Genomic DNA, 24,750 nt, shown 5'->3' with positions numbered 1-24,750 from the left:
GTGGTCGAGCCGCTTCTGCCATCCGAGCTTGAGCAGCCGAAAGGCGGGAGGCCGCACTCCTCCACAGTCCCAGCCTGCCGGCAGAGTGGCCCCCGCGACGGGTCCGAACCCGACGGACCGCGGCCTCGTTCCTGCAAGCCTGCGGGTTGCCAGGTTCGGTGATCGTACCGGACCACCGCGAGCGGTCGTCCAATCACCGCCCGCGCAGAGTGGGACTTGTCCGATGAAGCGGCGTACGCTGTTGCAGGGAGCCGGAGCCGTCGTGGCGAGCGCAGTCGCGGCACCATCCCGGGTCCGCGCGGAGGCCACAACAACCCTGCGCTTCATCCCGCAGCAGGATCTCGTCACGCTCGATCCGGTGACGACCTTCGCGTACATCACCCGCAACCACGGCTACATGGTCTTCGACACGCTCTACGGCATGGACGGCGCCTTCCGCGCCACGCCGCAGATGGTCGAGGGCCACCGGATCGAGGAGGACGGGCGCCGCTGGGACCTGACCTTGCGCGAGGGCCTGCGCTTCCACGACGGGACCCCCGTGCTGGCCCGCGACTGCGTCGCCTCCCTGCGGCGCTGGGCGAAGCGCGACCCGTTCGGCGGCTCCCTGATGGAGGCGACCGACGAGCTGTCGGCGCCCGACGACCGGACGATCCGGTTCCGCCTCAAGCGCCCCTTCCCGCTCCTGCCGATCGCGCTGGGCAAGGCCTCGGTGCCGGTCTGCGCAATGATGCCGGAGCGCCTCGCCGTCACCGACCCGTTCCAGCAGGTGCCGGAACTCATCGGCTCGGGGCCGTTCCGCTTCAAGGCGGACGAGCGCGTGCCCGGCGACCGCACGGTTTACACCCGCTTCGAGGGCTACGTGCCCCGCACGGACGGCACACCCACCTGGACCTCCGGTCCGAAAATCGTCCACTACGACCGGGTGGAGTGGCGCGTCATCGGCGACACATCCACGGCCACCTCGGCGCTGGTCGCCGGCGAGGCGGATTGGCAGGAATACGCCTCGCACGACCAGCTCGGTCTGCTGAAGGCCGCCAAGGGCGTCACCACCCGCGTCCTCGACTCGACCGGCTTCGTGACGATGCTGCGGGTCAATCACCTGCAGCCACCCTTCAACAACCCGGCGATCCGGCGGGCGCTCTGGGGGGCGATCGACCAGACGTCCTGCATGCAGGGCGTGGTGGGCGCCGACGATCCCAGCCTGTTCCACGTGCCCCTCGGCTTCTTCTGCCCGGACACGCCGATGGCCTCGACGGACGGGCTCGGGCCGCTCACCACACCGCGGGATCCGGCCAAGGTGCGGGCCGACCTGAAAGCGGCCGGCTACGCCGGCGAGACCGTGCTGCTGATGGTGCCGTCGAACTCGGCCCCGCTTCTGGCGCTCGGCCAGGTCGCGGCCGACCTGCTCCAGCGCGTCGGCATGAATGTCGAGGTCTACGCGGTCGAGTTCAACGCGATGCTGCAGCGGCGCAACCGCAAGGGGCCGGTCTCCGAGGGCGGCTGGAGCGCCTTCGTCACCAACTGGTCCGGCATGGATTGGCTCAACCCCGCCGGCTACATCGCCCTGCGCGGCACCGGCGAGACCGGCTATGCCGGCTGGGCCACGACCCCGCGGATCGAGACCCTGCGGGACGCGTGGTTCACGGCTCCGGACGAGGCGGCCCGCGCCGCCCTGTGCCGGGACATCCAGCTCCAGGCGATGGAGGACGTGCCCTACTACCCCCTCGGGCAGTACCTGCAGCCGACCGCATACCGCTCCCGCCTCACCGGGATCCTCGACGGGTTTCCGACCTTCTGGAACGTCCGGCCCGCCTGAGGATCACGGCGCCGGGGCCTCACAGCCCCGGGAAGGTCGGCGGCGCGATGGCGTCGGGGCCGCGCCCGGCCCAGTCGAGCTGCCGGATCTGCGCCAGCGCACGGCCCTGCGCCTCCTCCAGCGCCGCCGCGGCCGCCGCGTAGTCGACCGTCAGGGCGCGGCCGTCGCGCACGATCTCGCGGCCGCCGACAAAGACCTGCCGGACCGCGCGGTCGCCGGCCGAGTAGATCAGCGACTGCACGGGATCGCGGCACGGCCGCATGGCCGGATGCGCGCAGTCGACGAGGACGAAGTCGGCCTTGCAGCCCGGCGCGAGCCGGCCGATGTCGTCGCGCCCGAGCGCCCTTGCGCCGCCCACAGTGGCGGCGTGGAACACGTCCGCCGCGCGGGTATCGCGGGGATTCTCGGCGACGACCCGGGCGAGGTACGCGACGAGGCGCATCTCGTCGAGCATGTTGTGCGGGTAGACGTCCGTGCCGATGCCCATGTTCACCCCGGCCTGGCGGTAGCGGCCGAAATGGTGGAGCGCGATGCCGCGGCGGGCGAAGACCGTCGGGCAATGGGCGACCGTGGCGCCGCGCTCGGCCAGGCGGCGCATGTCCGAGCCCGGGCTGTGCCAGTGGGTCCAGGGATGGTCGTCGAGGAAGATCCCGTGGCCCACGATCGTGCGCTCGGTGAGCACGCCGAGATCGTCGAGCCACTCGATCGGCGTCATCCCGGTGCGGCGGGTGATCTCGTGGAATTCCGACAGGGACTGCGCCGCATGGGTGTGGAACCGCAGGTCGCGCCGGACCGCCTCGGCATAGGCGTCGCGCATCAGCTCCGCCGTGCAGGTATCCACCTGCGCCGGGCAGAGCATGCCGGAGAGGCGCCCGCTCGGGTGGCGCTGCGCCGCCTCGATTTCGGCGAGCGCCTGCTCCAGGCCGCGCTGGCCCGCCGCCGCGTCCCACTCGTACTCGACGCTGTGGCCGTTCCGGGTGAGCCAGCGCCCCGACCGGAACATCGGGGCGATGCAGACCCGCAGGCCCGACGCGCCGAGGCGATCGAGCCAGCCGTCGCTCGGCAAAGCGAGGTCGCAGACGGTGGTGACGCCCGAGAGCGCCAACTCGGCGAGCGCCACCCCGTAGGCGGCGCGGGTGCCCTCCGCGTCGGGCCGCAGGATCGGCAGGTACTCGTAGAGCGAGGTGTTGTAGAGCCGCTGGCTGCCGACCTCGTCCCACATGCCCTTGTTCATCGGCTCCGAGAACAGGTGGGTGTGGATGTCCACGAGGCCGGGCATGACCAGGCAGCCGGAGGCGTCGATGGTCCGGGCCGGCGGGGGGCCGGCGTAATCCGCACCGACATGGATCAGGACGCCGTCCTCGAACACCACGTCTGCCCCGGTGCGGTAGACGTGCCCGCCGCTGTCAGGATCCCAGGCGACGACCCACCGAGCCCCCGTCACCAGGATGGCGCCGGCGCTCTTGTCCGCAGCATCGTCGTACATCGATACCCTCTCTCTGGCGCCGACGAGGCGGGCAAGATCGGTGCCCGATCGGGCCGGCATCGCGGCGCAGCGCGGCCCGGGTTTCGCATCGCGCGGGCCACTGTCGTCAGCGGCAGGCCCGCGCGTCGGTTCCGCAGGAGGCGGCATGCATCATCGCGGCACCACCGGACCCGCGCGCATCCTGGTCATCAACCCGAACGCCTCCCGGGCGGTGACGGCCGCCATCGACGCGGCGCTGACGCCGCTGCGCCTGGCCGGCGGCCCCGTCATCGCGGTGACGGATCTGCCCGAGGGGCCGGCGGGCATCGCGACCCAGCAAGACGCGGATTCCGTGGTGATGCCGCTGGCCCGGCGCATCGCGGAGGATCCGGCGGACGCCTTCGTCATCGCCTGCTTCAGCGACCCCGGCCTGCATACGGCCCGCGAGGTCGCCCGCGGCAGGCCCGTGATGGGGATCGCCGAGTGGGGCCTCCTCCGGTCGCTCACCCTCGGCGAGGGCTTCGGCATCGTCGCCCTCTCGGAGGGCAGCGTGCGGCGCCAGCGCCGGATGGTCCGCCAGATGGGCCTCGGCGAACGCTATGCCGGCAGCCGGCCGGTGGAGGCCCGGGCCGACGAGACGGCGGGGGAGGCGCTCCGCGACCGCCTGATCGCGGCGGCCCGGACCCTGGTCGCGCGCGACGGAGCCGACGTCATCGTGCTCGGCTGCGCCGGCATGGCCCCGCACCGGGCCGCCGTCGAGCGGGCGGTCGGGTGTCCGGTCGTCGAGCCCTGCCAGCAGGCGGTGGCGGCGGCCCTCGGGGCGGTCCTGCTCCGGGCGGACCTGTAGGGAGACACCGGCGATGCACTACGACCTGCTGATCCGCGGCGGCACCTGCGTGACGCCCTGGGGCACCGAGGCGATCGATCTCGGCATCCGCGACGGGCGCATCGCGGCCCTCGCGACCCCGGCCGGCGCGACCGCGGAGGCGGTGATCGACGCGGCGGGCCTGCACGTCCTGCCCGGCCTGATCGACAGCCACGTCCACCTGCGCGACCCCGGCGACCCGGCGGTGGAGACGATCGAGACCGGCACGCGGGCCGCGGTGCTGGGCGGGATCGCCACCCTGTTCGACATGCCCAACACCGTCCCGCCGATCGCCGATACCGAGCGCCTCGCGTGGAAGCGCGACTACGTTGCGGGCCGGAGCTGGTGCGACATCGGCCTCTACGTGGCCGGCACGAAGGCCAATATCGACGCGCTCGCCGCGCTGGAGCGCGCGCCGGGCGTCTGCGCCGTCAAGGTCTTCGCCGGCAGCTCCACGGCGGCGCTGATGATCGAGGACGACGCGCATCTCGAACGCGCCATGCGCGCCGGCCACCGGCGCATGGCCTTCCACAGCGAGGACGAGGACCGGCTCCAGGCCCGCAAGCCGCTGTTCAGCCGGGGCCAGCCGTACCGGACCCACATGGAATGGCGCGACCCGGAATGCGCCTTCCTGGGCACGCGCCGCCTCATGGCGCTGGCGCGGAAGACCGGCCGGGCGACCCATATCCTGCACGTCTCCACCGCCGAGGAACTCGCCTACCTGCGCGATTTCCGCGACGTTGCCACCGTGGAGGTGCTGGTCAATCACCTCACGCAGGTGGCCCCGGACTGCTACGACACCCTCGGTGGCTTCGGCGTCATGAACCCGCCGATCCGCGACGAACGCCACCGGGCAGCCGCCTGGGCGGCCGTGCGCGACGGGACCGTCGACACGATCGGCAGCGATCACGCGCCCCATGCGCGGGCCGCCAAGGAGCGGCCCTGGCCGGACTGCCCGGCCGGCCTCACCGGGGTCCAGACCCTGGTGCCGATCATGCTCGACCACGTCGCGGCCGGGCGCCTGTCGCTGGCGCGCTTGGTCGACCTGATGGCGGCCGGCCCGGCCCGCGTCTACGGGCTCCGCGGCAAGGGCCGGATCGCCGCCGGCTACGACGCCGACTTCACCCTCGCGGACCTGAAGGCGCGCCGCAGGATCGAGGAATCCTGGATCGTCTCGCCCTGCGGCTGGACGCCCTTCGCCGGCACCGAGGTCACCGGCTGGCCCGTCGCCACGCTCGTGCGCGGCCACCTCGTGATGCGCGACGACGCGGTGGTCGGCACGCCCGTCGGCGGCCTCGCGCGCTTCGCCGCATGATGAGGCCCGCCCTCAGCCGTCGCAGGTTTCCGCCGCCAGCCAGGTGGTGAGGATCGCGACGGCGTCGAGAAGGTCGTCGATCGCCATGGCCTCGTCGGGGTTGTGGCTGCCGTTGGCGTTGCGCACGAACAGCATGGCCATCGGCACGCCGGCCTTGGCGAAGGCGGCGGCGTCGTGCGAGGCCGGGCTGCCGAGGGGCCGGGTGGCGATGCCGAGCGCGTCCGCGGCCGCCGCGAGCCCGTCGCGGATCCGGGGCGAGACCGCGCCGACGCCCGCCTCGGCGCGGGGCCCGAGGGCCACCGTGACACCGCGGCGCTCCGACACGTCCGTCACGGCGGCCAGGAATGCGGCCTCCAAGGCCGACAGCACCTCGGCCGCGTAGGCCCGCATGTCGAGGCTGAACCGGAACTCGCCGGGGACGGTGGTCAGGCCGTGGGCCGCGGCATCGGTGTGGAACCGGCCGAAGGTGACGGCCATCGGGCAGCCGGCCGCCTCGCGCTCCGCCCAGACCCGGTCGAGGGCTAGGGCGATCTCGGCGCCCGCCATGGCTGCATCGCGGCGGAAGCGGCGGGGCGTTCCGACATGGTCGTAGCGCCCAAGGATCCGGACGTCGGGGTAGCGGACGTTGCCGGGGATCCCCGTGCAGAGGCCCACCGGGATCCCGGCCTCCTCCAGGCTCGGCGCCTGCTCGATATGCACCTCCAGGAAGGCGTGGATCGCGGCGGCGTCGAGGGCGGGCGGGCCGCTGCGCAGCGCCTCCGGGTCGCCGCCCTCCCGGGCGATGTGCGCGGCGAGGCTGAGGCCGCTGTCGATCCGGGCGGCGTCGAGCGCCCCGTCCGGCAGGGTTCCGAGGGCCGCCCGGCTGCCGATGTAGGACACCTGGAACCAGACGCTCTCCTCGGCGCGGATGCCCATGACGGTGATGTCGCGCGCCGGGGTCAGCCCCAGCTCGCGGAGCGCCGCGACGGCGGCGAGGCCGGCCACCACCCCGGCGGCGCCGTCGAAATTGCCGCCGTGGGCCACGGTGTCGAGGTGGGAGCCGATCAGGATCGGCGGCAGGCTCCGGTCCCGCCCCGGCAGCGTCAGGGTGGTGTTGGCGGCCGCATCCCGCCCGATCGCGAGGCCGAGAGCGGCGGCGCAGCGCGTCACCACCCCGTGCGCCGCACTCTCCTCCGGACTGTAGGAGGCCCGCGTGAACCCGGGATCGATCCGGCCGCACCGGGCGAGGTCGTCGAACAAAGCCGTCACCCGGCCGCGCTGCGCGCGGACCGCCGTGCCGATCGCCGATACCGTGTCCATCCCGCCGCTCCCGGTGCGCGGGCCCGGGGCGGACCGCGACGGCGCCATCCTGCCACTTTCGTGCCGGCGTCGCGGAGATCCGGCCACCCGGCAGCCCACGGCTTCGCCGGCACGCCCGCCGGTCCGCGCCGCGTCCGGCGAGGGCGCCCCGACCGGCGCGGCCGTCCGCGCCCGGTCGGACACGGCTTCCGACTGATGCCGTCGCTGGATGCAGGCATCCCGTCGACGCGTTACGGGCGACACCAGTTCGGCACCCGATACGAGAATTTTGACGTTCTCGGCACAGGACCGCCCGCAGCGCGCACAAATGCTGCCAATATGCGCAAGGCCCATGCCGACCTGCAGCCTCTTTGACCTTCCCGTCTCCCGGCCCCCGGCCGACAATCGGGCGGTCCATCCAGGGAGCTTCGGGGTCGATGACGCATCTCACGCGACGCGGCGTCTTGGGCACAGGCATCTCGGGCACGGCGGCGCTGCTCGCAGCCCCGGCCCTCATCCGCCCGGCCTTCGCGGCCGACACCGTCAAGCTCGGCTGCCTGTTCTCGTCGTCGGGCACGATGGCCAATCTCGAGGGCCGGCTGAACCACGTGGTCCGCATGGCCGCCGACGCGATCAACGGGCGCGGCGGCGTCAACGGCCGCCAGATCGAGGTGCTGACCTCCGATCCCGCCTCCGACTGGCCGCTCTACGCCCAGGTGGGCCGGCAGATGCTCCAGCAGGAGAAAGTCGCGGCCCTGTTCGGCTGCTGGACCTCCGTGTCGCGCAAGTCGGTGCTGCCGGTGGTCGAGCAGAATGACGGGCTGCTGTTCTACCCGCTCCATTTCGAGGGCGACGAGAATTCCAAGAACGTCGTCTACGTGAACTCGCCGCCCGCCAGTTCCGTGCTGCCGGCGGTCGATTACCTGATGGGCCCGGACGGGGTCGGGGCGAAGCGGTTCTTCATGATCGGCTCGGACTACGTCTGGCCGCGCACGATCAACAAGCAGCTCAAGGGCTACTGGACCAGCAAGGGTATTCCCGAGAGCGCGTGGCGCGAGGAATACGTGCCATTCGGCTTCTCGAACTTCCAGACGCTGGTGAATCAGGTCCGCAGCTTCGCCAGCCAGCCGGGCGGCCAGGCGATCGTGGTGCTCACCGTCGTGGGCTCCTCGATCCCCGACTTCCTGCGCGAATTCGCCAACCAGGGCATCAGCGCCACCGACGTGCCGATTCTCGGCCTCGACATGGTGGAGGCCGATCTCGAAGGGCTCGATACCGGGAAGCTCGTCGGCCACCTGAACTGCTGGGCCTATCTCCAGGCCGCCAAGGGCGAGCGGAATCAGAAGTTCCTCGCCGACTGGGCCGCCTACGTGAAGGCCAAGAACGTCCCGTTCAGCGCCGACACGGTGATCGACCCGATGGTCTCGGCCTATGACAGCGTCAACCTCTGGGCGCTCGCCGCCGCCAAGGCCGGCTCCTTCGCGGTGCCGGAGGTGCGCAAGGCCTTCGCGGGGCTCAGCTTCGACGACCCGTCGGGCTACACGTTGACCATGACGGGGGAGAACAACTACGTCTCCCGCGGCGTGTTCATCGGCTCGGTCAACGAGAAGCGCGGCTTCGACGTCCTCTGGCAATCCCCGGACGCCCCCAAGCCGGTCCCGTTCAGCCCCTATGGCTGATCGGCTCCGCGCGCTCCTGGCCCTCTGCTGTCTGGCGCTGCTGACGGTTCCGGCCTCCGCCGCGCCAATCGACCGGGCGGCCTTCGCGGCGGGTCTGTGCGGGGACGGCGCCGCGCAGGTCCGCGCGGCCGAGGGTCTCGTGCAAGCTGGCGGCGATCTGGCGGTCGACGACCTCGCCTATGCCGGCGGGCTCCTCGGCGCGCTGGCCGAGCGCCGTCTCGCCTGCCCGGCGGAGGGCGCACTCCTGCTCGACCGCCCGGGCGCATCCGAGGGGCGCAATGCGGTCAGCGGCGCGCCGCGTCCGGCCGCCGAGGCGCGCGCGCCGGTCCTCGGCCTACGCCAGCGCGCAGCCGTCGAGACCGCGCGCGGCACCGTCGCCCTGCTGACCGGCCCGGATCCGGCCGCCCGCGCCGCCGGTCTCGCGATCCTGGAACGGCGCATCGCCACCGTTCCGGCTTCGGTCCTCGACCGGGCGCGGGACGCGGAGACGGATGCCGGCCTGAAGGGGACGATCGCCGGTCTCGCCCAGGCCGCCGCCCTGTCGTCGCCCGATCCGGCCCGGCGCCGGGCGGCGATCGCCGCCGTGGCCGCGAGTCCGTCCGGGGCCGCTGAGGCGCGCCTCGCGGCGCTCAAGAGCGATCCGGCCTACGCCTCCGACCCGGCCTTCCGGGCGGCGCTGGATGCGGGGCTCGCCAAGGTCACCCGCGCGGTGGCGATCGGCGACGGGCTCGCGGTCGTCTACAACGGCCTGAGCTTCGCCAACATCCTGTTCATGGCGGCGGCCGGGCTCGCGATCATCTTCGGGCTGATGGGCGTGATCAACCTCGCCCAGGGCGAGTTCATCATGCTCGGCGCCTACGCCACCTACGGCGTGCAGGAGGCCTTCCGCCGCCTCGCCCCCGGCCTGCTCGACCTCTACCTGCTCGCCGCCATCCCGGTCGCCTTCGGGGCGGTCGCCCTGGTGGGCATCGGGGTCGAGGCGCTGATCCTGCGCCACCTCTACCGGCGGCCGCTCATGAGCCTGCTCGCCACCTGGGCGGTGAGCCTGTTCCTGGTGAACCTCGTCCGCGTGACGGTCGGCACCCAGAACCTGCAATTCGTCATGCCGGCCTATGTCAGCGGCGGCGTTCCCCTCTACGCCGACTTCGTGATGACCTGGAACCGGCTGTTCGCCATCGGCTTCGCGGCGGCGACCCTCGTCCTGACGCTCCTGATCCTGCGCCGCACGCCGCTCGGGCTCGACATCCGCGCCGTCACCCAGAACCGCGACATGGCGGCCTGCCTCGGCCTGCCGACCCGCCGGGTCGACCGCCTCGCCTTCGGGCTGGGCTCGGGGCTCGCGGGCCTCGCCGGGGTGGCGCTCTGCCCGATCTACAGCGTCAACCCCGGCATGGGCTCGGGCTTCATCGTCGACAGTTTCATGGTCGTGGTGCTGGGCGGCGTCGGCAGCCTCCTCGGGACCCTGGTGGCGGCCGTCGGCGTCGGCGGCGCCAACGTGCTGATCGAGCCGATCTCCGGCGCGGTCGCCGCCAAGGTGATCGTGCTCGTCGGCATCATCCTGTTCCTGCAGCGCCGGCCCGAGGGGCTGTTCGCCGTGCGGCGGCGGCGATGAGCGGCGCCGTGCAGACCGCCCTCGCCGCCCCCGCCGGACCGGGACGCCGCGCCGTGCGCGATCCCCTGGTCGCCGGCCTCGTCGGGCTCTGCCTCGCGGCCGCGGTCGGGCTCCTCGTGGCACCGCCCGCCCCGTATCTCGTCAACGCGGTGGGTCAGCTCGCCGCCTTCGCGATCCTCGCCGTGTCGCTGGATCTGGTCTGGGGCTATCTCGGGATCCTCAGCCTCGGGCACGGGCTGTTCTTCGCCATCGGCGGCTATGTCTGCGCCATGCACCTGCTGGCCCACGGCGTGGCCGTGACCGGCGTGCTGCCGGACTTCGTGCAGTTCATGGGCTGGAAGAGCCTGCCGGCCTACTGGACGGGCCTCGACCACGCGGCCTACGCCTTCGTCCTCGCCCTGGCGCTCGCCGGCCTCGTCGCCTTCGTGTTCGGGCTGGCCTCGTTCCGCTCGCGGGTCAACGGCGTCTACTTCTCGATCATCAGCCAGGCGCTCGTCTACGTCGCCATGCTGCTGATGTACCGCAACGATACCGGGCTCGGCGGCAACAACGGCATGACCGGCTTTCCGCTGCTGTTTGGCTGGCCGATGGGCTCCCCCGGCGTCGTCACGGGGCTCGCCGTCGCCGCCCTCCTGACGCTGGCGGCGGTGCTGGCCGGCGCGCGGCTCCTCGTCGGCAGCGCGATCGGGCGGCGGATGCTCGCCTGCCGCGACGACGAGACCCGCCTGCGCACGCTGGGCTACAGCACCACCCGGCTCAAGCTCGGGATCTGGTGCCTCTCGGCCATGATCGCGGCGCTCGCCGGCATCCTGTACGTGCCGCAGGTCGGCATCATCAACCCGCGGGTGCTGGCGCCGGACCTGTCCATCGAGATCGCCGTCTGGGTGGCGATCGGCGGGCTGGGCCGGCTCGGCGGGGCGGTGATCGGCGCGATCCTGGTCAACGGCCTGAAGTTCTGGCTGAGCGCCGCGATGCCGGAGGCGTGGCCGTTCATCCTGTCCGGGCTGGTGCTCGTCGTGGTGCTGGTCCTGCCGAACGGCCTCCTCGACCTCGTGGGCTGGCGCCCGCGCCCGACCTGGCTGCGGGGCGCCCGATGACCGCCCTCACCATCGACGGCCTGACGGTCGCCTTCGGCCGCTTCACGGCGCTCGATGCCGTCTCGCTCGCGGTCGATCCCGGCGAGGTGCGGGCCGTGATCGGCCCGAACGGCGCCGGCAAGACCACCCTGCTCGACGTGATCTCAGGGATCACCAAGCCGGTCTCCGGCCGCGTGATGCTCGGCGACCGGATCGACCTGACCAAGCGCTCCGAGGCCGAGATCGCGAAGGCCGGCGTGCGGCGCAAGTTCCAGAAGCCCAGCGTCTTCCCCGCGCTCACTGTGCGCGAGAACCTGGAGATCGGCTGCGGGCCCGCGCTCCCCGCCCGCGAGCGGCCCGCCCGCATCGCCTCCGTCCTCGGCGAGATCGGCCTCGGACCCCGCGCCGCGGTGCCGGCCGGCCGCCTCGCCCACGGCGAGAAGCAGTGGCTGGAGATCGGCATGGTGCTCGCCGCCGAGCCGGCGCTGCTCCTGCTCGACGAGCCCGTGGCCGGGCTCTCCGACGCCGAGACCGCCCAGACCGCCGCGCTGATCCGGAGCCTGCGCAGGCCGGACCGGGCGATCCTGGTGATCGAGCACGACATGGGCTTCGTCGAGGCCATCGCCGACCGGGTGACGGTGCTGCACGAGGGCCGGACCCTCTACGAGGGCAGCATGGCAGGCGCCCGCCACGATGCCCGGGTGATCGAGGTGTTCCTCGGCCGATGACGCCCGCATCCCAGCCCGCCCGCCTCGCCGTCGAGGGGCTCGACCAGCATTACGGCAGCGCGCAGGTGCTGCGCGGCATCGCCCTCACGGTCGAGCCGGGCGCCTGCCTCGCCGTGCTCGGACGCAACGGCGCCGGCAAGACCACGCTGCTGCGCTGCCTCACCGGCCTGATCCCGGAAAGCCGTGGCCGGATCGCCCTCGACGGGACCGAGCTGACGCGCCTGTCGCCCGACCGGCGCGCCCGCTCGGGCCTCGCCTACGTGCCGCAGGGGCGCGAGATCTTTCCCGACCTGACCGTCGCCGAGAATCTGCGGGTGGCGGCCCGGGCCCACGGGCTGGAGCGGACCGACGCAATTGACGAGGCGGTCGCCCTGTTCCCGGCGCTGCGCGGCCTCTGGCACCGTCCGGGCGGCAACCTCTCGGGCGGCCAGCAGCAGCAGCTCGCCATCGCCCGGGCGCTCGCCACCCGGCCTCGCGCGCTCCTTCTCGACGAGCCGACCGAGGGCATCCAGCCCTCGATCGTCGCCGCGATCGAGGCGGTGATTGCCGGGCTCAAGGGCCGGATCACCGTGCTGCTCGTGGAGCAGTATCTCGATTTCGCCCTCCGGGTCGCCGATTCCGTGGTGGTCTTGTCCCGCGGCAGCGTCGTCGAGCGCGGCGATCCGAAGGTGCTGAACCCCGAAGCCCTCACCCGTCACATCGCCGTCTGACATCCGTAGAAGGAGCCGCCGTGTCGACCCATCACGAGATCCCCGCGACGCCCGAGACCATGGTGCTCGGCTATTTCGACGCCGCGCTGCCGCCCGTGCTGACCGTGAAATCGGGCGACACCGTCACCCTGCACTCGCATCCGGCGGGCGGGCGCGAGTCGCTCCACCCCGACCCCGCCCGGGTGCCGGCCGACCTGCTCCACGCCCTCGACACCCTGGAGCGCGGCCCCGGCCCGCACTTCGTCACCGGCCCCGTCCACGTGGAGGGCGCCGAGCCGGGCGACATGCTGCAGGTCGACATCCTCGACCTGAAGTTCCGCCTCGACTGGGGCTTCGTGGCGATCCTGCCGCTCCTCGGCACCCTACCGGACGAGTTCACCGAGTACGAGACCGTCCACGCCGACATCGACACCGCCCGCGGCCTCTGCCGCCTGCCCTGGGGCACGGAGCTGCCCCTCGACCCGTTCTTCGGCATCATGGGCACCGCCCCGCCCCCCGCCTGGGGCCGGGTCGGCAGCCCGGTGCCCCGTGCCTTCGGCGGCAACATGGACAACAAGGAACTGAAGGTCGGCACGACCCTCTACCTGCCGGTGTTCAACCCCGGCGGCGGATTCTACGCGGGCGACGGCCACGGCGTGCAGGGCGACGGCGAGGTCTGCATCACTGCCCTGGAGACCGGGCTGACCGGCACGTTCCGCCTCACCGTGCGCAAGGATCTCCCGGGCGCGTGGCCCTTCGCCGAGACGCCCACCGACCTGATGTCGATCGGCCTGCACGAGAGCCTCGACGAGGCGATGCGCCAAGCCGTGCGCGAGATGGTGCGCCTCGTCTGCGCACGCACCAGCCTCACCCGCAACCAGGCCTACATGCTGTGCTCGCTCGCCGGGAACCTGCGGATCACCCAGACGGTCGACGGCAACAAGGGCGTGCACATGCTGATGCCCAAGACTGCCCTCGCGTCGACGTCCGGGTCCGCCTGAGCGCATTCTCGGCTGATGCTGCCTCCTCCGTCTTTGCGAGCGCAGCGAAGCAATCCGGCAGCGCTACGTTCAACGGTCCCGCTGCCCTGGGTCGCTTCGCTGCGCTCGCGATGACGGGGAGGAACGCCTCACCCAATTCCTGCAGATGGAGACCGCCTCAGTTCGCACTGCGTCCGAAGGCGAACCGGCCGACACAGGCTTGGGCGCCGCGATGGTGCGGCGGCTGGCTCAGGCTCGCGCGCTCCGTCGTGGCCGGTGCCCCGCGCCCCGGCTGGACGAGCAGGGCTGCCCGAAGCCGCAGCACCTCGGCCCGGAGGCCGGCATTCTCCCGCTCGACCTGATCGAGCCGGGCCACACCGGCGGGCTTCAGGCCGCCGAGGCGTCTTCGCCAGCGGTAGAAGGTGCCGAGCGAGACATGGGCGCTGGCGCAGATCGCGGCGATCGGTATGCCCCGCGCGGCCTCGTCCAGCAGGAAGGCGATCTCCTCGTCCGTGTGCAGGGATCGACGCATGCAGGGTCTCCCGGTTCGGCAGCCTCGGGGCACTCTTCGGGCGGAGGATCAGCAAGAAGCGGACCGGCCGCGACTGGCCGACCGCGGCGCTTTCGTGCCGCGAAGCCCGCGATCTGGGCCGGCGGCCGCCGATTCACGTAACCGGCGCTCGGTTCTGCGGTCTCCGTACGCTTGGGTTTGCGGGCGCTTGTCAGGCGCGCGTGGATCGGCGCTGCGACCGCATCGGAGTGGATTTTGGCATCGCCCAATCAGCTATGCCGCGGCGCGGCTGGCCAGGTAGCGGCGCCAGCCGCCGAACTGCGTGATGTCGGCGGCCCCCGCGACGCCCGCCGTCTCCACCAGGAAGCCCTTCGGCGCGGTCCCGTCGGCGAGCCGCAGGGTGCCGATCCCGAGCGGTTCCGGGATGGCCGCCACGAAGGCCCCGAAGGCGGCGGGCGGCAGGGCCCAGACCTCCGTCTCGATCGCGCCGCCGTCGCCCTCGGCCACCCGGAGCAATCCGGGACGATGCGGCGGTCCGCCGGGCAGGGCGTAGAGGCGGTACTCCGGTCGGGTCGCCACCGTCCGCAGATACCGGGCGCCGTGCGCGGCGAGTTCGCGGTTCAGCGGCAGGCCCGACAGATGCGCCCCGACGACCGCCAGTTCGATCTCGCCGGGCCATCCGCGGGCCGGACCCGGCGCCACGGCCGGCACGGTCGTCTCCCCCGCGCCGATCCGGCCGGCCGCAGCCGCGTGCAGGCGGGCGCCCAGGCCGGCGAGGAGCCCATCGGAGCCACGCGGCGCGAGCAGGGTGATCCCCGAAGGAAAGCCGTCGGCGCGGGGCCGCCCCGGGACCGCGAGGGCGCACCAGTCGAGCAGGTTGACGAAGTTGGTGTAGGTGCCGAGCTCGCTGTTCGGGCCGATCGGGTCGGCGGCCACCGCCGCGCAGGTCTGGGGACGCGGATAGGTCGGCACGGCGAGCACGTCGACCCGGTCCCAGACCGCGTCCGCGTGCCGTCGCAGTTCCGCCAGGCTGTAGAGACCCGCGAAGGCGTCGGCGGCGTTGTAGCGCCCGGCGGCGGCGATCACCGCCCGCGTCGTCGGGTGCAGGATCTCGGGGCGCGTCTCCATGATCGGCCGGATCGCCGCGTAGCGCTCGGCGACCCAGGGCCCGTCGTAGAGCAGGGCCGCTACGGCGAACATCGGCGCGAAATCGACCGGCAGCGCCGCCCCGACGAGGGTCTCCAGATCGGCAATCGTCGCCGCGAAGGCTGCCTCCGAGTGGCCGTCGCCGCCGAAACGGAGGCTCGCCGCATCGGGAAGGCCCAGCCGCAGGCCGGGTGGAAGGCCGGCCGGTGCGGGCGGCACCGGCAAGGCCCGCGACCAGGGATCGGCGCTGTCGAAGCCCAGCATGACCCGGAAGGCGGCGTCGGCGTCGGCGACGGTGCCGGCGAACACGGAGAGCGTATCGAGGGTCCGGCAGGCCGGCAGCATGCCGCGGCTGGAGATTGACCCCAGGGAGGGTTTCAGACCGACGACGTTGTTGAGCGCCGCCGGCACCCGCCCCGAGCCTGCCGTGTCGGTCCCGAGGGCGAAGGCGACGATTCCGTGGGCGACCGCGACGGCCGAGCCGCTGCTGGAGCCCCCCGGCACGTAGGCCGGATCGATGGCGTTGCGCGGGACCGGGTCGGGCGTGCGCAGGCCGACGAGGCCGGTGGCGAACTGGTCGAGGTTGGTCTTGCCGATCAGGATCGCCCCGGCCGCCTGTAATCGGGCCACGGCGGGCGCGGTCTCGGTCGGGGTGTAGGCGAAGTCCGGGCAGGCCGCGGTGGTCGGCAGGCCGGCCACGTCGATGTTGTCCTTGACGGCGAAGGGCACGCCCCAGAGCGGCCTCGACACAGGGTCGAAGGGCGGGAGCGCGGCCGCCTGCGCCAGCGCCTCGGCCTCCGGCACCAGGGCCAGGAAGATGCCGGGGTCGTCAACCGCGGCGAGCCGGCGGTAGGCCTCGGCCACGACGGTGCGCGGGTCGCGGCCGTCGGCGTAGGCCGCGTGCAGGAGCGGGATCGTCGGGAAGGGCGGCACGGCGGTTCCTCGGGTCGCTGCTCAGGATTCGTCGCCGGTGGCGCGGTACCAGTCGAGGATCTCGCCCCCCTGCACGAACACCGCGTCGCTGCGCGCCAGGATCGCGTCGAGCAGTCGCTCCAGCAGACCGATCCGGTGCGGGACGCCGGTGATGTAGGGGTGGATCGCGAAGCCCATCACCTTGGCGCCGCCGAGGGGACCGGGACCCGCTGCCTCGGCGGCGAGGCGGTCGAGGTTGGCGAGCGCCCGCTCCACGAACTCGTCGGCCCGGTGGTGTTGGATGGCGAGCAGCGGGATGTCGTTCAGCTCCACCGAGTAGGGCAGCGCCACGAGGGGCCCCGTGCGCGTCGCCACCCGACAGGGCCGATCGTCGACCACGAAGTCGCCGACATAGTCGACGCCGGCCGCGTGCAGGTGGTCGGGCGTGTCGAGGGTTTCGGTGAGGCCCGGCCCCAGCCAGCCGCGCGGCGGGCGCCCCGTGGTCGCGGTGATCGCCGCGATGGTGCGAGAAATCATCTCCGGCTGGTCGTCGACCCGGTGGGTCGGAACCTGATGGAAGCCGTGGGCCATGAACTCCCAGCCGGCCGCGTGGGCGGCCTCGGCGATGCGGGGATAGGCCGTGCAGACCGAGCCGTTGATCGACAGGGTCGGGCGGATGCCGCGGCTGGAAAAAGCCTCGAGGAAGCGCCAGAAGCCGACCCGCATCCCGTACTCGTGCCACGCCCAGTTCGGGATGTCCGGGAGCAGGCTCGCGGCGGTCGGCGGCACCAGGATCTGGCGCGGCATCGGATGGTCGATCAGCCAGTGCTCGACATTGACCACCGGCCAGACGGCGACGTGCTTGCCCCCGGGCAGGGTCAGGCGCGGCCGGTCCACGGCGGCGCGGTAGGCGAGCCGGTTCTCGGGCCGGCGGGGATCGTCGGGGCCGGTGTCCATCAGGCGGCGGCCCGCGGGGCGTGGTGGCTGTGGAGCTGGGCCGCGAGCATCCGGCGCAGGTCGTTGAAGGCCGGGCTCGACACGTCGCGCCGCCGCGGCAGCTCGACCGGATGGATCGCCTCGATCCGGCCGGGGCCGGGCGACATCATCACGATGCGGTCGGCGAGAAAAATCGCCTCCTCGATGGCGTGGGTGACGAACAGGATCGTCAGCCCCGTCCGCGACCAGAGGTCGAGCAGCTCGTCCTGCAGCCGCTCGCGGGTCATGGCGTCGAGCGCCCCGAAGGGCTCGTCCATCAGTACGACCTCGGCCTCGTTGGCGAGCACCCGCGCGATGGCGACCCGCTGCTTCATCCCGCCCGAGAGCTGGTGCGGGTAGGCGTCGGCGAAGGCCTGGAGGCCGACCAGGGCGATGTAGCGCTCGGCGGTGTCGCGCACCTCGGCGGCGGGCCGCCCGCGGGCCTTCGGGCCGAAGCCAATATTGTCCCGCACGGTGAGCCATGGGAACAGGCCGTAATCCTGGAAGACCATGCCGCGGCTCGGCCCCGGCCCGGCGATCGGCTTGCCCCACATCAGGGCCTCCCCGGCGGTGGGGGTCTCGAAGCCGGCGGCGACCCGCAGCAGCGTCGACTTCCCGCAGCCCGAGGCGCCGAGCAGGCAGACGAACTCGCCGCGCGCCACGGTGAGGTTCGCCTCGCGCAGGGCCTCGGTCCGGCGGCCGCCGGCCGCGTAGGTCTTGGAGACCGCCCGCATGTCGAGGATCGGGATCGTCGGATCAGCCATGATTGGGGCTCCAGGCGAGCAGCCGGCGGCCGAGCTGCATGACCAGCCAGTCGGACACGAAGCCCGCGACCCCGATCACCGCCATGCCGCAGATCACGATCTCGGTGCGCGAGAGCTGGCGCGCTTCCATGATGATCGCGCCGAGGCCGGTCTGGACCCCGGTCATCTCGCCGACCACGATCACCACCCAGGCGAAGCCGAGGCCGAGCCGCAGGCCGGTGAAGATCGATGGCAGCGCCGCCGGCAGCACCACCCGGACGAACTGCGCCGGGCCGGTGCAGCCCAGCATCGCGGCCGCCTCGAACAGGCGCGGCTCCACCGAGCGGACCCCGAACACGGTGTTGACCAGGATCGGGTAGAACGCCCCGAGGAACACGAGGAAGAAGGCCGAGCGCGGCCCGAGGCCGAACAGGATCATCGCCAGCGGCAGCCACGCGGTGACCGGGACGGGCCGCAGCACCTGCAGGACGGGGTCCAGCAGCGCCCGGATCAGGGGCACGCGGCCGATCAGCAGGCCGAGCGGCAGGGCGGCGGCGGCCGCCAGCGCGAAGCCGCCATAGACCCGGCTCAGCGACGCCGCGAGATGGGTCCAGAGCGTGCCGCTGAACGCGTCGTCGTTGACGCCGCCGACGGCGAGGTCCCGCATCTCGGCCCAGACCTCCGCGGGGGGCGGGATCAGGCTGTAGGGCCGGCCCGCGGTGCTGACCTGCCAGACCGCGACGAGCACGGCCGGCACCACGCAGGCGAGGGCCAAGCGGCGCAGGTGGGCGAGCCCGGCCCCGGCCCGGCCGGCCCCGCGGGCCGGGGCCGGCGTCACCGGCGAAGTCACCGGCGCCGCCACCGGCAAAGGGCCGGCCTCGATGCCGGTGCTCACGCCCGCCCCAGCGCGTCGACGAAGCGGGTGTCGATGAAGCCGGGCTCCGGCAGCCGCTTGATCTGCTTGAGCGCCAGCATGTGCTGCGCGTAGGCGTCGGCCTGCCGGACCTCGTTCGGCCCGAGGCGCCAGGTCAGCTCGACGTTCGGGGCCGAGAGTTCCAGCGCCTCGCGCTTCTGCCCGAGCTTGGCTACCGCCATGGCGATCATCGCGTCGCGGTCGCCGGCCGCGAAGTCCGTCGCCTTGCGGTGAATCTCCAGCATGGTCCGGACGAGGTCGGGCCGCTCCGCCAGCGTGTCGCGGTGGGCGCCGAACACCATGTTCAGCGCGCCCATCTCGGTGCCGTAGGGGTACTCGACGAGCTGGCCGATGCCCGAGGCGAGGCTGACGCCGGGCCCCGGCTCGGCGCCGACATAGGCGTCGACGTCGCCGCGGGCGAGCGCGATATGCATCTCCGAGAAGGAGACGCGCACGGGGGTGATGTCCTTCACGGACAGCCCCTCCATGCGCATCCGCTCCAGGACGAAGACCTCCTGGGTGCTGCCGGGCCAGATCGCGACGCGCTTGCCGCGCAGGTCCTTGATGGCGTGGATCTCGGAGCCCTTCTTGGCGATCACCGCCATCCCGCGGTTGCAGGTGGAGGCGATCACCACGAGTGGCTCGCCGGCGGCGGCGCCCAGCGTCGCGGCGGCGATGCCGAAGGTGCCGAAATCCACCGACTTGGTGACCACGGCGTTCTTGCACTCGGTGGGGCTCTCGAAGGGCACCACCTCCACGGTCACGCCCGCGGGGGTGAAGCGCTCATAGAAGCTCGGCGCGATCGAGTGGATCAGCTTGAGCGAGCCCATCCGGATCGTGACCGGCGTGCCCGCGGCGCGTGCCCGCGACAGGGGGCCGAGGGCGAAGCCGGCCCCGAGACCGGCCAGGAGGGTGCGGCGGCGGATCATCGAACGGCTCCTGCAGGGTCGCTATCGCCGTGACGCTAGGTGCGCTCCCTGTTGCAAGGAAGTGCTATTTTCTGAGCGTGTCGTTGCATCTTCGGCAACGGGGGCGCACGATGCCGGCGTGAAGCATCTGCGCACCGTCACCTACGTCGCCGAGGTCGCACGTGCCGGCTCGATCCGGCGCGCCGCGGAGCGGCTGAACCTGACGCCCTCGGCGCTGACGCGGCAGATCCAGGATCTCGAATACGAGCTCGGCACGCCGATCTTCGAGCGCCTGCCGCAGGGGATGCGGCTCAACGCGGCCGGCGAGCTCTTCGCGCGGCACATCCGCGACCAGGTGGCGGATCTCGACCGCGTGAGGTCGCAGATCGCCGATCTTTCGGGGGTGCGCCGCGGTCACGTGTCGCTCGCCTGCAGCCAAGCCTTCGTCACGCAGGTGGTGCCCGAGGAGGTCGAGGCCTACCGGGCCCGGTTCCCCCAGGTCGGCTTCATGGTCCAGGTCCGCGATCACGCGCAGGCCGTGACGGCCCTGGCGGCGTTCGAGGCCGATCTCGCCCTGATCCTGCAACCACCGCCTTCGGCGGAGCTGCATCCGCTCTTCTCCGGACACCAGACCCTCTGCGCGCTGATGCGCACGGGGCATCCGCTGGCGTCGGAGACTGGGCCGGTCCGGCTGCGCGACTGCCTCGGCCATGCCCTGGCCCTGCCCGACCACTCGCTCGCCATCCGCCATCACATCGAGCACGCCCTGGCCCGGCGCGGGGTCGAGCTCCGGCCGGTCGTCGAGTCGGGCTCGCTCGAATTCCTCCGCAACCTCGTCCTGCGGGAGGATCTCATCAGCCTGCAGATCCCGAGCGGCATCCCCCAGGACCCGCGCCTGCACAGCCGCCCGATCGATCTCCGCGACCTGACGCCGATGACGCTGGTCCTCGCGCAGTTGCGCGGGCGATCGCTCTCCGTCGCGGCGGCGAAGTTCGCCGATCAGCTTGTGGTTCGGCTCAACCGGGAAGCGGTCTGATGCGGCGCACGCCCTGAGGCCGGCGCGTCACCGCTCTCCGCGCCCGATCAGGGCGCGCCCGCTTCGGCCGTGGCGAGGAAGGCCCGCACGGTGTCGCGGAGAAAGGCGGCATCGGCCGGGTTGATCGACGGGTTGCCGGCGCGGTGGCCCCAGATGCTCGGGATCGGCTGCAGGACGGCGTCGCGCAGATGCGGCAGCTCGGCGGCGTTGTCGGCGACGCGGAAGTAGAGATCCGTCTCGCCCGGCATCAGCAGCAGCCGGGCGGTGATCGCGTTGAGCGCCCGGGTGAGATCGCCGCCGTAGCGCGGGTCGCGGCTGATGTCGCCCGCCTCCCAGGTGCAGAGCTGCGCGTAGAGATCGGCCGCAGGGCGGCGGGCGAAGCGTTCCTCCCAGTCGGTGCGCAGGAAGCTGTCGAGGTCCGGGGCGCCGAGCGCGGTGCAATGGAGGTCCGCCCGGTAGAAGTCCTGGCTGAGCGCCCAGCCCGCATAGATGCGTCCGAAGGCCCGGAGGGCGGCGGCCGGCTCGGCCGAGAAGCGGCCCCCGCCGCCATGCTCCGGCGCCGCCTCCAGCACCGCCATGAGACCCTTCAGGAACACGCGGTTGTGGGTGGCGGTGTGGGCGCTGCCGCAATTGATCACCGCGCGGGCCACGCGGTCGGGCAACAGGGCGGCCCAGTGATAGGCCTGCTGGGCCCCCATGGACCAGCCGTAGACGGCGTGCAGGCGCTCGATCCCCCACATCTCGGCGAGCAGGCGGCGCTGCGCGTGGACGTTGTCCCAGGCGGTGACGAGGGCGGGCCAGTCCGGGGTGTTCGACGGGCTCGACGACAGCCCGTTGCCGAACATGTCGGGGATGACGATGAACCAGCGGTTGGGATCCAGCACCCCGTCGGGGCCGATCAGCCATTCGAGGTCCGGATGCTGGGCTCCGTAGCTCGTCGGGTAGAGCACGACATTGTCGCGCCCGGGCGACAGGGTGCCGTGCGTCTTCCAGCGCAGCTGCGCGCTTGGCAGCACCGCCCCCGACTGAAGCGTCAGGTCGCCGAGTTCGAAGGTTCCGGTGGCCGTCGCCCAGCCGCTCACGGGCGCAGCGTCCGCACGAAGCCGACCTGCCAGCGGTTGTCGCCCCGCTGCGGCACGCCAGGCCGCGCGCGCATCGCGGTATGGGCGTCCGGCAGGCTGTGGAACGGGATCGACGGATAGAGGTGTTGCTCGGTGTGGACGGGCATGGCCTACATGAGGCGCCGCATGAGGCCGTTGGTCAAGGTCGTGCGCGTGTGGGTCGGGCCGTTGTCGTCCATCGTGCCGGCCGCCCGCTCCAGGTCGGGCCGGCCTTCAGCGCGCCCGGTGTCGGACTGAGATACACGGAAGATCTACTGCGTACTTCGGTGTAATAATTTGTGTCGGAAAAATATTTCCCCATCCCGGCGATGTAATGGATCGGTCGGTCCGAAACCTGCTTGGCACGCGTGTTGCGAACGGGCTGGACGCTTCAGGAGTCCTCTGGCTTGTCCCGCACGTCCGACGTGACCGATCTCTCCCGCCGCACCGTTCTGGCGCTTCCCCTCGGCCTCGCAGCGGCCGCGAGCGGCGCGCGCGCCGCCGAGCCGAGACGCGGGGGCACGATGGTGATGATCGTCCATCCCGAGCCCTCGACCCTGGCCCATTACGCGGTGTCGGCGGGCAACATCCCGCCGATCGCCACGCAGGTCTACGAGGGGCTCTGCACCTACGACTGGGACCAGAACCCGCAGCCGAACCTCGCGAAGTCGTGGGAGATCGCGCCCGACGGCAAGACCATCACGTTCAAGCTCCAGGACGGCGTGACCTTCCACAACGGCAAGCCGTTCACCAGCGCCGACGTGCAGTACTCCTTCATGGAGATCCTGAATAAGTACAATCCGATCGCGCCGGTCATGCTCGCGGAGCTGGTGGCCGTCGACACGCCGGACCCGATGACCGCGATCCTGCGGCTCGCCAATCCGGCGCCCTACATCATGAAGGCGCTGTCCGGGCGGGACCTGCCGATCCTGTGCCGCTCGGTGTTCGAGGGCACGGATGTCCTGCAGAACCCCAGCGCCAACAAGCCGATCGGCACCGGTCCGTTCAAGTTCACGAGCTGGGAACGCGGCCAATTCGTGCGCCTGGACCGCAACGAGCAGTACTGGAAGCCCGGCCTGCCGTATCTCAACCGGATCGTCGCCCGGTTCATCCCGGATGCGGCCACGCGCTCGGCCGCCATGGAGGCGGGGGAGGCGCATTTCGCCGGGTACAGCGCGGTGAACTACGCCGACCTCGCGCGGATGAAGACCAACCCGATCCTCGATCTCACGACCAAGGGCTACGAGATGACGCCGGCCCAGAGCGTCCTGGAGCTGAACGGCCGTCACCCGCATCTCCAAAAGAAGGACGTGCGCCAGGCGATCGCCTACGCCATCGACCGCAAGGTCATCCTCAAGGACGTGATGTTCGGCTACGGCCTGCCCGCCACCGGCCCGCTCAGCCGCAAGTTCAAGACCGCCGGCCTCTACACCGACGACGTGCGCCAGTACGACGTGCCGGACCGGCTGGACATCGCCAATAAGCTGCTCGACCAGGCCGGCGCCCCGCGCGGCGCGGACGGGACCCGCTTCGCCCTGCACCTGGAGGTGAACTCCTTCGGCGAGCAGTGGCTGCGGCAGGCCGAATATTTGAAGCAGGCGCTGGCCGTCGTGGGCATCGCCGTGACGCTGCGCTCCGAGGACACCGCGACCTGGCTGCGGCGCGTCTACACCAACTACGATTACGACCTGAACGAGCCGTTCCTCAGCCAGGGCGTCGACCCGGTCTACGGGCTGAACAAGCAGTTCCTCACCAGTCAGATCCGCAAGGGCGTGACCTTCGTCAACGACACCTTCTACAGCAATCCTGAGGTCGATCGCATGCTCGGCGAGGGCGCGCGCGAGCCGGATGCCGAGAAGCGCGCCGCGCTCTACAAGAAGGTCCAGCAGATCCTGGCGGAGGACAGCCCGATGATCTGGCTCATCGACGTGCAGTACGTCAGCGTCTTCAACCGGCGCCTCAAGGACCACACGACCGGCCCCCTCGGAACCCAGCAAGCCTTCGAACGGGCCTGGATGGACACGTAGTCCCGTGCGGCTCGCGCGGTTCCTCGGTTACCGGCTGCTGCTGGCGATCCCGGTGGTGCTCGGCATCGTCGTGCTCAACTTCTTCCTGATCCACCTCGCGCCCGGCGACGCGGCCTCCGTGCTGGCGGGCGAGAGCGGCGCGGCGAGCCCCGAATACATGGAGCAGCTGCGCCACAAGTTCGGGCTCGACCAGCCGCTTGCCACGCAGTTCGGCGTCTATCTGCTCAACATGCTCCACCTCGATCTCGGCTACTCGTTCCGCAACGACAGCCCGGTGGGAAGCCTGATCGTCGACCGGCTCTGGCCCACCGGGCTCCTGATGCTCACGGCCTTCGCGGCCGCGTTGCTGATCGGCACGCTCCTCGGCCTCGTGGCCGCGACCGGGCGCAACAGCTGGCGCGACGCGGTCATCTCCCTGGTCAGCCTCGTGGCCTACGCGACGCCGGGGTTCTGGCTCGGACTGATGATGATCGTGGTCTTCGCGATCCGTCTCGGCTGGCTGCCCACCAGCGGTTACGACACGGTCGGCGCCGACAACGAGGGCTGGGACGAGGTCTGGGACGTCGGCCGCCACCTCGTCATGCCGGCGGTGGCGCTCGCGCTGTTCTACCTCGCGGTCTACGCCCGGGTGATGCGCGCCTCCGTGCTGGAACAGGTCGGCATGGACTACGTCACCACCGCCCGCGCCAAGGGGCAGACCGAGGCGCGGGTGATGACCGGGCACGTCCTGCGCAACGCGCTGCTGCCGGTGGTCACCATGGCGGGCGTGCAGGCCGGCAACCTGATCGGCGGCTCGATCGTGGTCGAGACGGTGTTCGGCTGGCCGGGGGTCGGCACGCTGGCCTTCAACGCGCTCCAGTCGCGCGACCTCAACCTGCTCCTCGGCATCTTCTTCGTCTCGGCCTGCCTCGTGGTGGTGATCAACCTCGCCGTGGACCTCGTCTACGTCTGCCTCGATCCGCGGCTGGAGCTCTAG

Annotated in this window: 22 protein-coding genes; 12 read left to right on the top strand and 10 right to left on the bottom strand. The window is 72.0% G+C overall.

Annotated elements, in window-relative coordinates; genetic code table 11:
• Positions 1–223 precede the first annotated feature (223 nt).
• Entirely contained in the window at positions 224–1,816 is a 1,593-nt protein-coding gene (locus MCBMB27_RS26660) for an ABC transporter substrate-binding protein (protein ID WP_075381705.1), read from the top strand.
• Positions 1,817–1,835: 19 nt separating this feature from the next.
• Here the strand turns inward: MCBMB27_RS26660 and MCBMB27_RS26655 are convergent, their stop codons facing one another.
• A complete protein-coding gene (locus MCBMB27_RS26655; RefSeq protein WP_075381704.1) occupies positions 1,836–3,302 on the bottom strand; it encodes an amidohydrolase family protein in 1,467 nt (488 codons plus the stop codon).
• Positions 3,303–3,447: 145 nt separating this feature from the next.
• Here MCBMB27_RS26655 and MCBMB27_RS26650 point away from each other — a divergent pair, with 145 nt between their 5' ends.
• Positions 3,448–4,128: an aspartate/glutamate racemase family protein gene (locus MCBMB27_RS26650; RefSeq protein ID WP_075381703.1), complete on the top strand. Its 681-nt coding sequence runs from the start codon at positions 3,448–3,450 to the stop codon at positions 4,126–4,128.
• Between the two features lie 13 nt (positions 4,129–4,141).
• Entirely contained in the window at positions 4,142–5,461 is a 1,320-nt protein-coding gene (locus MCBMB27_RS26645; protein ID WP_075381702.1) for a dihydroorotase, read from the top strand.
• A gap of 12 nt (positions 5,462–5,473) precedes the next feature.
• Here MCBMB27_RS26645 and MCBMB27_RS26640 read toward each other — a convergent pair whose 3' ends face one another.
• Positions 5,474–6,760 carry a hydantoinase/carbamoylase family amidase gene (locus MCBMB27_RS26640; RefSeq protein WP_075381701.1) on the bottom strand — a complete coding sequence of 429 codons (1,287 nt, stop codon included), beginning with the start codon at positions 6,758–6,760 and terminating at the stop codon, positions 5,474–5,476.
• 416 nt (positions 6,761–7,176) lie between these two features.
• Here MCBMB27_RS26640 and MCBMB27_RS26635 point away from each other — a divergent pair, with 416 nt between their 5' ends.
• The 6 genes from MCBMB27_RS26635 to MCBMB27_RS26610 are packed head-to-tail and all read left to right on the top strand — an operon-like array spanning position 7,177 to position 13,524.
• Complete coding sequence (locus tag MCBMB27_RS26635) at positions 7,177–8,418, top strand: transporter substrate-binding protein (protein WP_075381700.1); 1,242 nt, start codon at positions 7,177–7,179, stop codon at positions 8,416–8,418.
• Positions 8,411–10,030 carry an urea ABC transporter permease subunit UrtB gene (gene urtB / locus MCBMB27_RS26630; protein ID WP_075381699.1) on the top strand — a complete coding sequence of 540 codons (1,620 nt, stop codon included), beginning with the start codon at positions 8,411–8,413 and terminating at the stop codon, positions 10,028–10,030. The genes MCBMB27_RS26635 and urtB overlap by 8 nt, the downstream gene beginning before the upstream one ends.
• Positions 10,027–11,127 carry an urea ABC transporter permease subunit UrtC gene (gene urtC, locus MCBMB27_RS26625; RefSeq protein WP_170861871.1) on the top strand — a complete coding sequence of 367 codons (1,101 nt, stop codon included), beginning with the start codon at positions 10,027–10,029 and terminating at the stop codon, positions 11,125–11,127. The genes urtB and urtC overlap by 4 nt, the downstream gene beginning before the upstream one ends.
• The gene (locus tag MCBMB27_RS26620) at positions 11,124–11,834 is read left to right on the top strand and encodes an ATP-binding cassette domain-containing protein (protein WP_075381698.1); all 711 of its coding nucleotides are present in this window, start codon (positions 11,124–11,126) and stop codon (positions 11,832–11,834) included. The genes urtC and MCBMB27_RS26620 overlap by 4 nt, the downstream gene beginning before the upstream one ends.
• Positions 11,831–12,544, top strand: coding sequence for an urea ABC transporter ATP-binding subunit UrtE (gene urtE / locus MCBMB27_RS26615; protein ID WP_075381697.1), 714 nt, complete (start codon positions 11,831–11,833; stop codon positions 12,542–12,544). Before MCBMB27_RS26620 ends, urtE begins: the two co-directional genes overlap by 4 nt.
• 20 nt (positions 12,545–12,564) lie before the next feature.
• Positions 12,565–13,524, top strand: coding sequence for an acetamidase/formamidase family protein (locus MCBMB27_RS26610; RefSeq protein WP_075381696.1), 960 nt, complete (start codon positions 12,565–12,567; stop codon positions 13,522–13,524).
• A 157-nt stretch (positions 13,525–13,681) separates the two neighbouring features.
• Here the strand turns inward: MCBMB27_RS26610 and MCBMB27_RS26605 are convergent, their stop codons facing one another.
• The 6 genes from MCBMB27_RS26605 to MCBMB27_RS26580 all read right to left on the bottom strand — a co-directional run bounded on the left by MCBMB27_RS26605 (position 13,682) and on the right by MCBMB27_RS26580 (position 19,632).
• Entirely contained in the window at positions 13,682–14,035 is a 354-nt protein-coding gene (locus MCBMB27_RS26605) for a transposase (RefSeq protein WP_043352705.1), read from the bottom strand.
• Positions 14,036–14,287: 252 nt separating this feature from the next.
• On the bottom strand, positions 14,288–16,093 hold the full coding sequence (gene atzF, locus MCBMB27_RS26600; protein WP_075381695.1) for an allophanate hydrolase: 1,806 nt from the start codon (positions 16,091–16,093) through the stop codon (positions 14,288–14,290).
• Positions 16,094–16,114: 21 nt separating this feature from the next.
• The gene (locus tag MCBMB27_RS26595) at positions 16,115–17,029 is read right to left on the bottom strand and encodes a polysaccharide deacetylase family protein (RefSeq protein WP_075381694.1); all 915 of its coding nucleotides are present in this window, start codon (positions 17,027–17,029) and stop codon (positions 16,115–16,117) included.
• Positions 17,029–17,811 (bottom strand): ABC transporter ATP-binding protein, encoded by a 783-nt coding sequence (locus MCBMB27_RS26590; protein WP_075381693.1) that lies wholly within the window; start codon positions 17,809–17,811, stop codon positions 17,029–17,031. Before MCBMB27_RS26590 ends, MCBMB27_RS26595 begins: the two co-directional genes overlap by 1 nt.
• Positions 17,804–18,685: an ABC transporter permease gene (locus tag MCBMB27_RS26585; RefSeq protein WP_091955313.1), complete on the bottom strand. Its 882-nt coding sequence runs from the start codon at positions 18,683–18,685 to the stop codon at positions 17,804–17,806. Before MCBMB27_RS26585 ends, MCBMB27_RS26590 begins: the two co-directional genes overlap by 8 nt.
• Positions 18,682–19,632: an ABC transporter substrate-binding protein gene (locus MCBMB27_RS26580; protein ID WP_075381692.1), complete on the bottom strand. Its 951-nt coding sequence runs from the start codon at positions 19,630–19,632 to the stop codon at positions 18,682–18,684. The genes MCBMB27_RS26585 and MCBMB27_RS26580 overlap by 4 nt, the downstream gene beginning before the upstream one ends.
• 118 nt (positions 19,633–19,750) lie before the next feature.
• Between MCBMB27_RS26580 and MCBMB27_RS26575 the strand changes: the two genes are divergently transcribed.
• The gene (locus MCBMB27_RS26575; protein ID WP_043354034.1) at positions 19,751–20,647 is read left to right on the top strand and encodes a LysR family transcriptional regulator; all 897 of its coding nucleotides are present in this window, start codon (positions 19,751–19,753) and stop codon (positions 20,645–20,647) included.
• A gap of 47 nt (positions 20,648–20,694) precedes the next feature.
• Here the strand turns inward: MCBMB27_RS26575 and MCBMB27_RS26570 are convergent, their stop codons facing one another.
• Both MCBMB27_RS26570 and MCBMB27_RS29855 read right to left on the bottom strand, forming a co-directional pair.
• Positions 20,695–21,729, bottom strand: coding sequence for an alpha/beta fold hydrolase (locus tag MCBMB27_RS26570; protein WP_075381691.1), 1,035 nt, complete (start codon positions 21,727–21,729; stop codon positions 20,695–20,697).
• Positions 21,726–21,875, bottom strand: coding sequence for a hypothetical protein (locus MCBMB27_RS29855; protein ID WP_159020380.1), 150 nt, complete (start codon positions 21,873–21,875; stop codon positions 21,726–21,728). Before MCBMB27_RS29855 ends, MCBMB27_RS26570 begins: the two co-directional genes overlap by 4 nt.
• Positions 21,876–22,154: 279 nt before the next feature.
• Here MCBMB27_RS29855 and MCBMB27_RS26565 point away from each other — a divergent pair, with 279 nt between their 5' ends.
• Together MCBMB27_RS26565 and MCBMB27_RS26560 are read left to right on the top strand one after the other, a co-directional pair.
• Positions 22,155–23,774, top strand: a complete 1,620-nt coding sequence (locus MCBMB27_RS26565) for an ABC transporter substrate-binding protein (protein ID WP_083683744.1) — start codon at positions 22,155–22,157, stop codon at positions 23,772–23,774.
• A gap of 4 nt (positions 23,775–23,778) precedes the next feature.
• Entirely contained in the window at positions 23,779–24,750 is a 972-nt protein-coding gene (locus MCBMB27_RS26560; RefSeq protein WP_043755366.1) for an ABC transporter permease, read from the top strand.

Source organism: Methylobacterium phyllosphaerae (assembly GCF_001936175.1).
Taxonomy (GTDB): Bacteria; Pseudomonadota; Alphaproteobacteria; order Rhizobiales; family Beijerinckiaceae; genus Methylobacterium; species Methylobacterium fujisawaense.
The sequence above is the reverse complement of the archived record's forward strand: the minus strand, read 5'-3'. Positions and strand labels throughout refer to the sequence as shown.